11 protein-coding genes are annotated in these 13,500 nt (G+C 65.1%); 6 read left to right on the top strand and 5 right to left on the bottom strand.

Annotation, left to right across the window (positions count from 1 at the left end; genetic code table 11):
• Positions 1–160 precede the first annotated feature (160 nt).
• Complete coding sequence (aprA, locus tag CHB73_RS08740) at positions 161–2,161, bottom strand: adenylyl-sulfate reductase subunit alpha (RefSeq protein WP_089274160.1); 2,001 nt, start codon at positions 2,159–2,161, stop codon at positions 161–163.
• A gap of 81 nt (positions 2,162–2,242) precedes the next feature.
• Positions 2,243–2,734: an adenylyl-sulfate reductase subunit beta gene (aprB, locus tag CHB73_RS08745; RefSeq protein WP_089274161.1), complete on the bottom strand. Its 492-nt coding sequence runs from the start codon at positions 2,732–2,734 to the stop codon at positions 2,243–2,245.
• Positions 2,735–3,377: 643 nt separating this feature from the next.
• On the opposite strand from aprB, the gene sat reads away from it, so the two are divergent.
• From sat to nifS, 5 genes are all read left to right on the top strand, one after another.
• Positions 3,378–4,667, top strand: a complete 1,290-nt coding sequence (sat, locus tag CHB73_RS08750) for a sulfate adenylyltransferase (protein WP_089274162.1) — start codon at positions 3,378–3,380, stop codon at positions 4,665–4,667.
• A 124-nt stretch (positions 4,668–4,791) separates the two neighbouring features.
• The gene (gene galE / locus CHB73_RS08755; RefSeq protein ID WP_089274163.1) at positions 4,792–5,784 is read left to right on the top strand and encodes a UDP-glucose 4-epimerase GalE; all 993 of its coding nucleotides are present in this window, start codon (positions 4,792–4,794) and stop codon (positions 5,782–5,784) included.
• A gap of 71 nt (positions 5,785–5,855) precedes the next feature.
• On the top strand, positions 5,856–6,533 hold the full coding sequence (locus CHB73_RS08760) for a CBS domain-containing protein (RefSeq protein ID WP_089274164.1): 678 nt from the start codon (positions 5,856–5,858) through the stop codon (positions 6,531–6,533).
• Between the two features lie 265 nt (positions 6,534–6,798).
• Positions 6,799–7,632: a Fe-S cluster assembly protein NifU gene (gene nifU / locus CHB73_RS08765; RefSeq protein WP_089274165.1), complete on the top strand. Its 834-nt coding sequence runs from the start codon at positions 6,799–6,801 to the stop codon at positions 7,630–7,632.
• A gap of 1 nt (position 7,633) precedes the next feature.
• Entirely contained in the window at positions 7,634–8,839 is a 1,206-nt protein-coding gene (gene nifS, locus CHB73_RS08770) for a cysteine desulfurase NifS (RefSeq protein ID WP_089274166.1), read from the top strand.
• A gap of 66 nt (positions 8,840–8,905) precedes the next feature.
• Here nifS and CHB73_RS08775 read toward each other — a convergent pair whose 3' ends face one another.
• Entirely contained in the window at positions 8,906–10,603 is a 1,698-nt protein-coding gene (locus tag CHB73_RS08775) for a hypothetical protein (RefSeq protein WP_089274167.1), read from the bottom strand.
• Positions 10,604–10,826: 223 nt separating this feature from the next.
• On the opposite strand from CHB73_RS08775, the gene CHB73_RS08780 reads away from it, so the two are divergent.
• Entirely contained in the window at positions 10,827–11,198 is a 372-nt protein-coding gene (locus CHB73_RS08780; RefSeq protein WP_143337345.1) for a hypothetical protein, read from the top strand.
• 12 nt (positions 11,199–11,210) lie between these two features.
• Here CHB73_RS08780 and CHB73_RS08785 read toward each other — a convergent pair whose 3' ends face one another.
• Positions 11,211–12,185, bottom strand: a complete 975-nt coding sequence (locus tag CHB73_RS08785) for a hypothetical protein (RefSeq protein WP_089274169.1) — start codon at positions 12,183–12,185, stop codon at positions 11,211–11,213.
• Between the two features lie 126 nt (positions 12,186–12,311).
• The gene (locus tag CHB73_RS08790) at positions 12,312–13,496 is read right to left on the bottom strand and encodes an acyltransferase family protein (RefSeq protein ID WP_089274170.1); all 1,185 of its coding nucleotides are present in this window, start codon (positions 13,494–13,496) and stop codon (positions 12,312–12,314) included.
• Positions 13,497–13,500: the final 4 nt, after the last annotated feature.

Here is a 13,500-nt window from a genome sequence, read left to right on the forward strand (position 1 = left end):
GCGTCGCCCCCATGCTGGCGGAAATTGCCCCAGCCGTGAAAATGGCCCGAACCCGGACTGCAACGGACGTTCCAGCACGGGTTCAGACCACTTCCCCGCCTGGGAAGTGTGGCGGCTGCGGGCTTGTGGCCCGCAGCCGCCGATGTCAACGGTCTATCCCTTACTGGGCGTCAGGGATGATCTGGATGTAAGGCTTCTTGAAGATCTTCACTTCTTTCTTGGCCGGGTCGTACTTCGAGTTCACGAAGCACTTCCACTTGCTGTCGTCCAGGCCCATGCAGTCGCCGCGATAGTAGAAGCCGGGGTAGCGGGTCTCTTCGCGGAACTCGATGTGCTGCAGGTGCAGGCGCACGGTCCACAGACGGTGGAACTGCTCCCAGCAGCGCATAAGCTCGTGCAGGTCGCGGGCGGCCAGCTTCTTGCTGTCCTCCTCGAGCATGCCCATGAGCCAGAAGGCGGTCTTCAAGAGAGCGCCGGAGGTCATGTACAGGGTGGCGCAGCCTCCGCCGTACTCGTCCGAGCACTTGATCAGGCGCATCATGAAGTTGCGCGGGGTGATGTAGTTGGGGTTGATCTCCGGAGCGGTGGAAGCACCCTTGAACTGCTCGTAGGTGTACCAGGGCTGGTAGATCTCCTTGGCGAGGTCGGCGGCCTTCACAGCCAGGGTGGGCTTGAAGTCCTTGTGATCCACGACCCAGCGGACCATCTGCTTGCCGGCGATGCGGCCTTCAGCGTGGGAGCCGGAGGAGAACTTGTGGCCGGAAGCGCCAACGCCGTCAGCGCAGGTCCAGAGACCTTCGACGGTGGTCATGCGGTTGTAGACCTTGCCGTTGCTGGCGCGGACTTTGTACTCCTCGGGAACCCAGGCCTCGTCCGGACCGGAAACCCAGATGCCGCAGCAGCCGGAGTGGGAACCGAGCAGGTACGGCTCGGTGGGCATGATCTCGGAGCCGCGATCCTCGGGAGCGCAGTTGGTGCAGGCCCAGAGGTTGGCCATGCCGACGCACATGTCGAGGAAGTCTTCCCAAGCCTCGGACTCCAGGTGCTTCCACAGGGGGCTCTTGAAGTCGTTGTTGATGGTGGTGAGCAGGGCGGTCTTGGTGTCCATGAAGATGGGACCGCGGCCTTCACGCATTTCACGCAGCATCATGTGGTTGCGCAGGCAGGTCGGAATGACGTGACCCTTGGCGTAGCCACGATCCTCGTAGGGCTTGAGCATGGCGCGGTTGGTGGCGCAGTAGTCTTCGCCCTTGTAGTTGGTGGCCTTGGCCTTGAAGAGCAGGAACCAAGCGCCGACCGGGCCGTAACCGTCCTTGAAGCGGGCGGGCACGAAGCGGTTTTCCATCATGGTCATCTCGGCGCCGACCTGAGCACACATGGTGTAGGTGGAACCGGCGTTCCACACGGGGTACCAGGCGCGGCCCATGCCCTCACCGGTGGAGCGGGGGCGGAACACGTTCACCGCGCCGCCGCACGCCACGAGGCAGGCGTTGCAGGTGAAGACGTACACCTTGTTCTCGCGGGTGCTGAAGCCAACGGCGCCGGCGATGCGGTTGGGGGTGTTGGCGTCCAGGAGCAGCTTCACGATGAAGACGCGCTCCAGGTAGCGGTCGTCGCCCAGGGCCTTTTTCGCGGCCTCGGCCACGATGACCTTGTACGACTCGCCGTTGATCATGATCTGCCAGCGGCCGGAACGCACGGGGGCGTCGCCGTTGCGCAGGGAGAAGCCCTGGGCCTTGGCCTGGGCGCCGTCGAGGTTGTGGCCGTCCTTCTTGATCCAGACGGGCAGGCCCCACTCCTCGAACAGGTGGACGGAGTCGTCGACGTGACGGCCGAGGTCGAAGATCAGGTCTTCGCGGACCAGACCCATGAGGTCGGTGCGGACCATGCGGACGTAGTCGTCGCTCTTCTGCTCTTTGCCGATGTAGGTGTTGATGGCGGACAGACCCTGGGCCACGGCGCCGGAACGCTCGAGGGAGGCCTTGTCGACCAGCATCACGGAAATGCCGCCGACCTTGTCGGCCCAGCGGCAGGCTTCAAACGCGGCGCCGCAGTTGCCCATGCCGCCACCGACCATGAGAACGTCAACATGCTTCTCGACGATGGTCGGCTCAGCCAGGGGCACGCCTTTGACGACTTCTTTAGCGGGAATCTGAGGCATAGCTACCTCCGTATGCTCTCTCTGGAGTTGATTGATTGAAAACCCTTGCAACTCAAATCAAGCGGATGTCCGCCGTCGAAGCTAGTCGCAGACGGCGTCGAGCCAGCACTGGCTCTTGTCGGAGTCGGCGAGCTCGAACTTCTTCATGATCGGGCTCTCGGGCAGGGCCAGAGCGGTCTCGGTGAAGAGCAGCTCGTCGTCCAGGCTGCCGCCCTCGGGCTTGCCGCCGAACGGGTCGATGGAGCCTTCAGGGGTGGTGCGGATGGGGAACTTGAAACGCTTCACGGAGCCGTTGCGGAACTTGACGGTCCACATGATGTCTTCGGCCGAACGCATGGGGATGGAGGTGCCACCCATGGGGGCGAAGTCGGCGTAGGGGCGGGCTTCAATGGCGCCCTGGGGGCAGATTTTCACGCAAGAGTAACATTCCCAGCACGCGTCAGGCTCCTGGTTGTAGGCCTTCATGGCCTCGGGATCCAGGATCATCAGGTCGTTCGGGCAAATGTACATGCAGGCGGTCTTCTCGCCACCCTTGCAGCCGTCGCATTTTTCCGGATTGACAAAGGTCGGCATAACACTTCCTCCTAACAGGTTTAAATTAAAGCAGTTACCGACACGATCCACAGCCAACTACGTGCTCGAAATGGGCACGGTCTTGTGAAAACAGACGATTACCCGGCCTGCAAAGGGGTGTCAAGGTGAAAGTGAATTTTTGAACAAGGGTGACACCCCATCGCAGCGCTTTCCCCGGAAATCGGGGCGAGACTTTTCGCTCACGCCGCGCAAATCCAGGAGATTTCCGGGAAAAAAAGCGCGGAGAAACGAAACCGGCGTTTCGCGAGCATTCGCAAGCCGTCATTTTTGCCGTAGCATGTTCCTGCTTAGTCCACCTCGTCCAGGTTTCGCAAGCATTTTTTAGGAATCCCCGGCAACTCTCGACAAAATGCTCTGTCCAGCCCATAGGTCGCCTACGAAGAAGGGCTTTGCGTCGGTCTTGAGAAAATGCTCTTGACACAACTTTCACAATCAGCGCATAGTACGTTCGCGTTCAATGTCGATGATCTGCGGTTCGCCGCACCGGGCCGCCAGCCGACAGCTGGCCGCGGCCAAGGACAAGACCCCTAGAGCCCCAGGCGTCGTTGCGCGCCGTCACGGGGCCACGGTTTCGGCAGAGGAACAAACCCATTAACCTGGTTATTTTCAAGGAGAAACGGAGATGGCATCGAAACTCGTCCCCCCTCATGGCGGAAAAGGCCTTGTCTGCTGCTTGCTGGAAGGCGCCGCGCTCGCCGCTGAACAGAAGAAGGCCGAGGGTCTGAAGAAGATCGAAATCTCCTCTCAGGAGAAGGGTGACCTGATCATGATGGGCATCGGCGGCTTCAGCCCGCTGACCGGCTTCATGGGCAAGGCCGACTGGAAGAGCGTCTGCGACAAGATGACCCTCACCGACGGCACCTTCTGGCCCATCCCCATCATGCTCGCCACCGACGACGCCTCCGTCAACGCCGGCGACGAGGTCGCCCTGGTGCGCAACGGCGTCACCATGGCCACCATCAAGGTCTCCGAGAAGTTCGAGCTTTCCGAGGACGAGAAGAAGTGGGAATGTGAGACGGTCTACAAGGGCGAAGGCGCCGACTCCCAGACCGACTTCATGGGCACCGCCATCAAAGATCACCCGGGCGTGCAGATGGTTCTCGCCCGCAAGAAGTTCTGCCTGGCCGGCCCGGTGAAGGTCCTCTCCGAGGGCGACTTCCCCCAGAAGTTCCCCGGCGTGTACAAGAGCCCCGCTCAGCTGCGCGCCGAGATGGACGAGCGCGGCTGGAAGAACGTGGCCGCCCTGCAGCTGCGCAACCCCATGCACCGCTCCCACGAGTACCTGTGCAAGATCGGCGTCGAAGTGTGCGACGGCGTGGTCATCCACTCCCTGGTGGGCGCGCTGAAGCCCGGCGACATCCCGGCTGAAGTCCGCGTCGACGCCATCAACACCCTGGTCGAGCACTACTTCGTGAAGAAGAACGTCATCCAGGCCGGCTACCCCCTCGACATGCGCTACGCCGGTCCTCGCGAGGCCCTGCTGCACGCCCTGTTCCGCCAGAACTACGGCATGAACAAGCTCATCGTCGGCCGCGACCACGCCGGCGTGGGCGACTTCTACGGCATGTTTGAGGCCCAGGAGATCTTCGACCGGATCCCCTACGCCACCCCCGAGGCCAAGTGCGCCGTTGATCCTGGCAAGGTTCTGCTGACCGAGCCCCTGAAGATCGACTGGACCTTCTACTGCACAAAGTGCGACGGCATGGCCTCCATGCGCACCTGCCCGCACACCAAGGAAGACCGCGTCATCCTCTCCGGCACCAAGCTGCGCAAGATCCTCTCCGAGGGCGGCGCCGTGCCCGACCACTTCGGTCGTGAGGAATGCCTCGTCATCCTCAAGAAGTACTACGCTGGCCTCACCGAGAAGGTCGAAGTCAAGATGCAGAAGGCCGCTTCCGGCGCCGGCATGTAATCGATTCGACCAGCCTCACCGTCCATTCGGGGCGCCCCACGGGGCGCCCCTTTTTTGCGCCTCGCGCCAGCGATCGGCCAAAGCGCCCTTGCCATGCGCCGCGCACTCCTGCTAGCCTTGAATCATGAGCACAATTCTCGTCACCGGCGGGGCCGGATACATCGGCTCGCACACGGCAAAACGTCTCGCGGCCATGGGGCGCAACGTGGTCGTCCTGGACAACCTCTCCACCGGCCACAGGGACTTGGCGCGCTACGGAGACTTGCTGGTGGGCGACTTGCTGGACCCGGCCGCCCTTGACCAAGCCTTCGAGGGCCGCCGCGTCGAGGCTGTGCTGCATTTTGCCGCAGCCAGCCAGGTGGGCGAAAGCGTGCGCCAGCCCCTGCGCTACTACCAGAACAATATGGGCGGCGCCCTGGCCCTGCTCGCGGCCATGCGCCGCCACGGCGTGCGCCGTCTGGTGTTCTCGTCCTCCTGCTCGGTGTATGGCCCTCCCTTCGAGGGGCTGCTGACCGAGGACCACCCCCTGGGGCCTCTCTCTCCCTACGCCTGGACCAAGCGCATGATGGAGCAGGCCATGGCCGACATGGCCGCCAACGGCGAACTGGACTACGTGGCCCTGCGCTACTTCAACGCCGCCGGGGCCGACCCGGAAGGCGAACTGGGCGAGCGCCACGAGCCCGAGACCCACCTCATCCCGCTGCTGCTCCAGGCCGCTCTGGGCCTGCGCGGCGAGCTGGAACTCTTCGGGACCGACTACCCCACGCCGGACGGCACCGCCATCCGCGACTACATCCATGTGCAGGATCTGGCCGAGGCCCACGTGAGCGCCCTTGCCCACCTCGAACGCGGCGGACAGTCCGGCCCCGTGAACCTTGGCAACGGCCAAGGCCATTCCGTGCGCCAGGTCATCGAGGCCGCGCGCGCCGTGACCGGTGTGGACATTCCGGTGCGCACCGCCCCCCGCAGGGCCGGCGACTCGCCCCGGCTGGTGGGCGACGCCACCAAGGCGCGCGCCATGCTGGGCTTTCGGCCCGCCTTCCCGGACATTCGGGACATCATCGCCACGGCCTGGGCTTGGCACCGCACAGAGGCCCGGCGAAAAACCGAACCCTAGCCGCCCTTTGACATTTCCGACCGGACAGGTATTGTGCCCCTTACCGAATAAACGCCAGGAGGCAGCCGCCTATGCTCGTACGCGACTGGATGACCAAGAACGTCATCACGCTGGGGCTCAAGACCACCGTCGTGGACGCGGCCGAAATCATGCGCACCAAGAAGGTGCGGCAGTTTCCGGTCATCGATGACAAAGGCGCGCTGGTGGGCATCGTCTCCGACCGGGACATACGCGACGCCATGCCCTCCAAATATCTCCCCGGCGACTCCGCCGGAGGCGGCAGCCTGGGCAGCCTGCGCGCAGCGGACATCATGACCGCCGAACCCATGACCGTCTCGCCGGTCACGCCCGTGGATCTGGTGGCCAACCTCCTGCAACGCCACAAGTTCGGCGGCCTGCCCGTGGTCGATGCGGCCTCCCGTCTGGTGGGCATCATCACCGTGGCCGACGTGCTGCGCTTCCTGTGCTCCGCCTCGGGCGTGCAACGCGGCGGGCCGCAACTCGCCGTGCGCCTGGACGCCAAGCCCGGCCCCCTCACCGCCCTGCTGCAGCGCCTGCGCACCGAGGGCATCCGCTTCGGCAGCGTGTTCACTTCCCACGAACCGACCTCGCCGGACCACCGCATCGCCTATGTGCGCATTTCCGACCTGGGCGAACACAGCATGGACTCCCTGGTCGCCACGCTCAAGCACGACTACTCCATACAGTTTTTCGTCGAAGACGGCCGCACCACCCTGCTGGAAGGCTAGCCTCCCCGCGTCCGGGGGCCAAGCGCCCCCGCGCCGGGCAGAACCCGGACAGCGCGTCGCAGGGGCGTTTGCGTCTTTTGCTAGCATCCGGGGTTGCGGAGCGGGCGCGCCGTCCGCCTTGTGTCCATGGCCGTGACGCGGCGGAAGAATTCCGACTATTTTGATAAAGTTTAATGCGAAGCCCTTGCGCCTTGCGCGCGCGTGTGTATCTATGCCGGTAGCGTCGGGCGTTCGGCCTGCGCAATCGACGAGAGTGGAGACGGCCATGTGGGAGTACACGGACAAGGTGAAGGAGCACTTCCTGAACCCGAAGAACGTCGGGGAGATGCAGGACGCCAGCGCAGTGGGCGAGGTTGGGTCCATTGCCTGCGGAGACGCGCTGAAGCTCTTTTTGAAGATCGAGGACGGCGTCATCAAGGACGCCAGCTTCCAAACATTTGGCTGCGCCAGCGCCATCGCCTCCAGCTCCGCCCTGACTGAGCTGGTGAAGGGCAAGACCGTGGACGAGGCGCTCAAAATATCGAACAAGGACATTGCCGCCGCCTTGGGCGGCCTGCCCAAGGAAAAGATGCACTGCTCGGTCATGGGGCAGGAGGCTCTTGAGGCGGCCATAAAGAGCTGGCGCGGCGAGAAGGTGGCGAGCCAGGAGCACTCCGAGGGCGAGGTGGTGTGCGAGTGTTTCGGCGTCACCGACCAGCAGATTCTGGAGGCCGTGCGCGAGAACGACCTGAAGACCGTTGAGGACGTGACCTACTACACCAAGGCGGGCGGCGGCTGCGCCAAGTGCCACGAGAAGATCGCGGAGCTCATCGCCCAGGCCAGGGGCCAGGCCGCGCCCACGGCGGCGCCTGCGCCGAAGCGGCTCTCCAACATCCAGCGGATGCGCCTGGTTGAGGAGGTGCTGGAGAAGGAGATCCGGCCCAGGCTGCAGCTTGATGGCGGCGATGTGGAGCTTGCCGACATCGAGGGGGCGGTGGTCTCGGTATCGCTGCGCGGGCGCTGCGTGGGCTGTCCGTCCAGCCAGGCCACGGTTCACGGCGTGGTGGAGGCCATCCTGCGCGAGAAGGTGGACCCGGAAATCCAGGTGCGGGAGGTGTAGCATGGCACAGCAAGTGGTCTACATGGACAACAACGCCACCACGCGCGTGGCCCCGGAAGTGCTGGACGCCATGCTGCCGTTTTTTTCCGAGTGCTACGGCAACCCGTCCTCCATGCACAGCTTTGGCGGCCAGGTGGGCAAGGACATGGTTCAGGCCCGGGAAAGTTTGGCGGATTTGCTGGGCTGCGGCCCGGACGAGCTCATCTTCACCTCCTGCGGCACGGAGTCCGACAACACGGCCCTCCGCTCGGCCCTTGCCGCCCAGCCGGACAAACGGCACATCGTGACCACGCGGGTGGAGCACCCGGCGGTGCTCTCCCTGTGCAAGCACCTGGAGCGCGCCCAGGGCTACCGCGTCACCTATCTGGGCGTGGATGCCGAAGGGCGGCTGGACATGAAGGAGGTGGAGGAGAGCCTCACCCCGGACACCGCCGTCATCAGCGTCATGTGGGCCAACAACGAGACCGGCGTGCTGTTCCCCGTGCCGGAGATAGCGCGGCTGGCCAGGAGCAGGGGCGTCATCTCGCATACGGACGCGGTGCAGGCCGTGGGCAAGGTGCCCATCAACCTGGCGGAGCTGGACGTGGACATGCTGTCGCTTTCCGGCCACAAGCTGCACGCGCCCAAGGGCGTGGGCGCGCTGTACGTGCGGCGCAGGCTGCCCTACCGGCCGTTTCTTATCGGGGGGCACCAGGAGCGCGGCCGCAGGGCAGGCACGGAGAACACCACCGGCATCATCGCCCTTGGCGCGGCGGCCCGGGCGGCCAAGGCGCATTTGCCGCTGGAGAACACGCAGGTGCGCGCCCTGCGCGACAGGCTGGAGAACGCGCTGCTTGCCGCCGTGCCGGACAGCAGGCTGAACGGCCACAAGCTGGAGCGTCTGCCCAACACGTCCAACATCAGCTTCAAGTATGTGGAAGGGGAGGCCATTCTGCTGCTGCTCGACCAGTTGGGCATCGCGGCCAGTTCGGGCTCGGCCTGCACCAGCGGCAGTCTGGAGCCCTCGCACGTGCTGCGCGCCATGGGCGTGCCCTTCACGTATGCCCACGGCTCCATCCGCTTTTCGCTCTCGCGCTATACCACCGAGGCCGAAGTGGACCATGTGGTCCAAAGCGTGCCGGGCATCATCGAGACCTTGCGCACGATCTCGCCCTACAAGGGCGGCGGGGCGGAGCCCCTGGATCCCAAGCCCGCCTGCGGCTGCTGAACGGGCGCATCTCCTCGCGGCGGCATTATGCGATCGCCGTCGCGAGGGCGTCCGTTCGCGGCCGGGTTACGCCAGTCCCATGCCGCGCGCTTCCTGTGTGCCTTCGCCGGGGTCGTCCAGGGTCTTGAAGAGCGCGCGCAGGTCGCCCAGGGTGAGGTCGGCCGCGGCGTCGAAGGATTGCGAAGCCTTGTCGGCCTCCGTGTCGAGGGCGGCAAGGGCACGCTCCTCGCGCACGATGACGTGGGCGTCGCCTGCGTTTCCTTCGCTTGTGCCCTCGGAGCGCGTCCAGAGGTGGTACACCCCGCGCTCGTCTTCCACCACTTCTTCCGAGCGGTCGATGGTGGCGCTGGCGGTCATCTCGCCGTGTTCGTCATAGGCCTCGTCGGTGTGGCTGGCCTGGCGCAGCAGCCTGGGCGACTCGTCCTCGGTGAGGCCCGCGCCCACGGCGAAATGGAGGAAGCGGGCGTCCGGGTTTTCCTCCGCGCCCTGGGTGTCCACCTGGCGCGAGGCGAGCTTCCCGTCTTTGTAGGTCTCGTCCGTCCAGCTGAGGGAGTAGGGATCGGACTGGTTCTGGAAGGATTTGAGGTTGCGCAGGCTGCCGAAGACGCCTTGGCCGTTGTTTCCTTCCAGGTCCTCCAGGAAGAATTCTGGCGATTGCGCCGACTCGCCGTAGGTCGCGGCGAGCAGCTCTCCGGCCGTCTGCGGCGAGGCGGTGGCGTAGTCCTCCTGCTTGATTCCCAGATTCTCCAGGAACAGCTCGGCGTTCAGTCCGTGTCCGTCCGGAACCTTGCCCTCGAAGACCCCTTCGGTTTTTTTCACCAGCTCGCCATTGTTGTACCACGTGGTGGACGCACGCTGCGTCTTCTCCCCGTCTTCGCCGATCTCCTCCGTGAAGGAGGCCGCGCGCAGCACCTTGCCGTTGTGGTCATAGTTGGTGATGCTGGCGCTGAACGAGTTTTCGCCCGAAAGCGCCTGGGTCGTCCAGGCCGCAAGGCCGTCCACCGCCGAGGGCCCGCGGTTGGTCTCCAGCTCCATGCTGGTGTCCTGCCGCACAAAGGCGTCCGTGACCAGCTTGCCGCCGGAATACTGGCGCAGCTGCGCCGTGAACTGGGTGGCGGCGTTCTCGCGGGTCAGGGCGGAGGCCAGTCCGGCCATGTCCTGCGCGCTGTCCACATCGGGATTCAGGTCGTCCGCGGAGAGCGATTCCATGTCGAGGCTCAGGCTGTCCGAATACTCCCGCACAAGTTCGCCGTTGGAATACCAATTGGCCGAGCGCGTCAGCACGGCGTTTGTGGTGCCTCCGCTCATGTCCAGGCCGCTCAGCTCGGAATGGACCGACTGGGCGATGCGGCCGTTCTCGTCGTAATACTCGATGTCCTTGGTGAGCGTGCCGCCCTTGATGACCCCGGTCTCCTTGCGCACGAGCCTGTCGCCGTCATACTCCATGACGGACAGCTCGCCGTTTTCAATGCTGGTCACCTGCTTATTGCCGTTTTTGAGCACGGTTGTGCCGCTGGAGAGGTTGAACAGCGACTCCCAGCTGATTTGTGTCTTGGCGGCGGCAGCGGTCTTGGCGGAGTTTTCCTCGTACTGGCTGCGCACCCAGGCCCGCAGGCCTTCGCGGGAAATGGTCGCCGTGTCGCCTCCCGTGGTGGTCTGCGTTGATGCGCCCGCAGACGACAGCCGCGTGTTGACGCCGGAGCCGCCAGCGGCGGCGGAGGAGGAGAACGCCAGCGTGCCGAGACCTTCGATTGGTGTGCTCATTGGATGTCCTTGGCCGTGCTGTGTGTCGGGGTACTCCGACAGGTATATGCAGTCTGTTATCGGTCGATTTCTGCCTGGGCTTTAGGGGCGGGAAATGAAAGCGGGTATCGGATTCGTGCATTGGATAGCGTTTTGGCATAGAAAATCTTGACGGGAACGCCGGGGGAGAATACTGGACAAAGCCGGGAAGCGTTCGGGTAAAAAGAGGGGTTATGTCATGGGAATGGCCTTGGAAATCCGGCTGCGCGAGGAGCGAGGCTGGGTGCGCGTCACGTTGTCGGGCAAGCTTTCCGCCGAAGCCGGGAAAGGACAGTACCAACGCATCGCGGGGCTGACGCAGGCCAAGGGCATCAACCGTGTGCTGCTGGACACGCGCGCCGTTACCGGGCGGGAGAGCATTCCCGAAATCTTCGACTTCATGCTGCGCACGTATCCGGCCGAACCGGGGGGGCGCCGCACCGCCTGCCTGGACCTGCCCGAGCATCATGTCAGCGCGCGCTTTTTCGAGCACCTGATGCAGAACAACGGTCGTGACTTTCGGCTCTTTTTCGACGAGCAGGAAGCCCTGGCCTGGCTGAACTCCGGCCAGCCGTAGACGCCCGCGGCGCTATATCCCGCAGGACGCCCGCGCCAGCCCCGCACCCGGCCCGAGGGCAAAGCCCGTCAGCGCGGGTTCCGCACGCAGGCGCACCCGCGAGAGCTCCAGCCGGACCCAGGGCGCGCGCTCGCCGTTGCGGATGCGCGCCACCCCCGGCGCGAACTCCAGGCGCATGGGCGCGCTTTCGCGCTCCGCATCGCCGCACAGGCTTTCCCGCGTGCCTGGCGCAAACACCTGCTCGCTTCCGTCATCGCGCCGCGCCAGCACTCGCGTCAGGCTGGTGGTCACGCCCTCCACGCGTCCGTCCGGGGCGAAACAAAGGGAATTGGCGTCCCCGCAAATGCCCACCGCGTCCAGGTCGTAGGCCATGATGCTCCCTGCGGGCGTAGGCACGGCCTGGGGCCGCGCGGGCTCGATGGAGCGCAGGCTCCCGTCCGGCCGGAAGGCCATGCCCACGCGCGCCGCGAGCGTTCCCGCCGGGGTGGGGAGCGCCACTTCCTCTCCCGGCCATAGCGTGATGCTGGCCAGCGTGCCGCACGGGTGGAAGCACAGGCTGATGATCTTTGCCGTCAGCCGTCCCAGCGGTGTGGACACCTCCATCGTCTTGGCCAGCGCGCCCTCGTCCGCCTCGGTCCAGTAGCCGGAGAGCTTGCCGTTCAGCGGAAAGGCCCTGCGGAGCGACCCGTCCGGGTGGAAGGTGAGCAGTTCCGCATCAATGACCCCGGCCGGGGTCTCGATGCGCGTGGGCTGCTCAAGCGGCAGACAGCGGGGCAGGCCGCCCGGATGAAAGGTCAGGGCCTGTACGGTGCGGCGGCGCAGGTCGTCGGTGCTGTGCTGCGGGACGAGCGTTCCGAAACGTGTGGCCAGGGCGGCCGGGCCGCAGGGCGTGCAGGAGCGTGGCCCGCCGTCGGGGAAGCGCTCCACCGGGCCATGGACCGGGATGCTCCCGCAAGGGGTGTCGAGGCTGGTGGCTGTCGTGTTCATGGTGTTTCCTCCAGCCACGGGGAAGCAAGAACAGCGCCATTGAGGAAAAAGCATGATTTCAAGGACATGCCAGATCGACACGCCAAATTGCGCCGACAAACCTGTCGGCCGGGGACAGAAGTGTCGCTACAGGGCCTTGCCCAAGAGGGGCAGCCGCCGGAGCACGTAGTGCGCCAGGGGGAAGCTGATGCCGATGCCCAGCACGGAGATGATCAGGAACTGCGCCATGGGGCCAAGCTCCGTGCGGCCGAAGGCGTACTGCAAAAGCGCCACCACGGGCACATGGAAGATGTAGACCGCAAATGAGCTGTTGGAAAGCGCCTTGGCCAGGGGCGATTGGGTGGGGAAGCGCTCGCGGGCGAGGGTCAGCAGGCCGGCGCAGAACCCCACGCACAAGAGGCTTTCCCACGCGGCGCGGATGATGGCGAGCGGGTCGGCCCCGCCGTTCCAGAAGGGGATGGGCAGGCCGAGCGCGCGCGAAAAGAAGAGGAGCGCGCACCCCACGCCGATCCACAGCCAGACCCAGCCCGCCGCGGCCGGGAAGCGCTCGAACCAGTTTCTGCGCGCGGCGATGACGCCCAGCACGAACATGGTGACGTACTGCGGAAAGTGCGCGAACTCGATCTCCCAGAAGCCGAAGAGCACGGTCCAGTCGTCCACGCTTTTCCAGATGCGGATGAGGTAGGTGCTGGCGGTGAGCCAGAGCGCGAGCGCGAGGAGCGCCCGGTGGGCCGTGGCCGGGGCGATGGATTCGTGCGGGAGGGCTTTGGGCCGTGCGTCGCGGCCGCCAGCCAGCGCCCGGTACAGCGCGTACGCGCAGCCGTAGAGGAAGAGGTTCTCGATGAACCAGAGGTGCACGAACTCCTGGTTGGGGCCGACCGGGCCGGTCCAGCCCGCCGGGGGCGCGGTGAGGCCCAGGTAGGCGCCAAGGTAGTAGTCCAGGTAGGAGGTGAGCTCCATGTGCTTCCAGGTGATGTCGTGGACGTACATGAACACCGGGGTGATGGCGAGCACCATGACGGCGATGGGCAGGCCGAAGCGCCAGAACCGGTCCAGGACGAAGGTGAGCGGGCCCTTGCGGTCCACGCTGCCGGGGTGGAAGTATCCGGCCATGAGGAAGAACAGCCCCATGAAGAAGGCCTCGTTGACCCCGAAGAACAGCCCGATCCGGTAGTCCTTCAAGGCCGATTGGTAGAGCCACCAGCCATCGTGCCCGAAGGGCTGCCCCGCGTGGTGGGCCACCACCAGCATGGACAGGAAGATGCGGACGTTGTCGATGTAGGCCAGACGCTGCTTGGCTGGGGCGCTCACGTGC

It is taken from the genome of Humidesulfovibrio mexicanus (assembly GCF_900188225.1).
Taxonomy (GTDB): Bacteria; Desulfobacterota; Desulfovibrionia; order Desulfovibrionales; family Desulfovibrionaceae; genus Humidesulfovibrio; species Humidesulfovibrio mexicanus.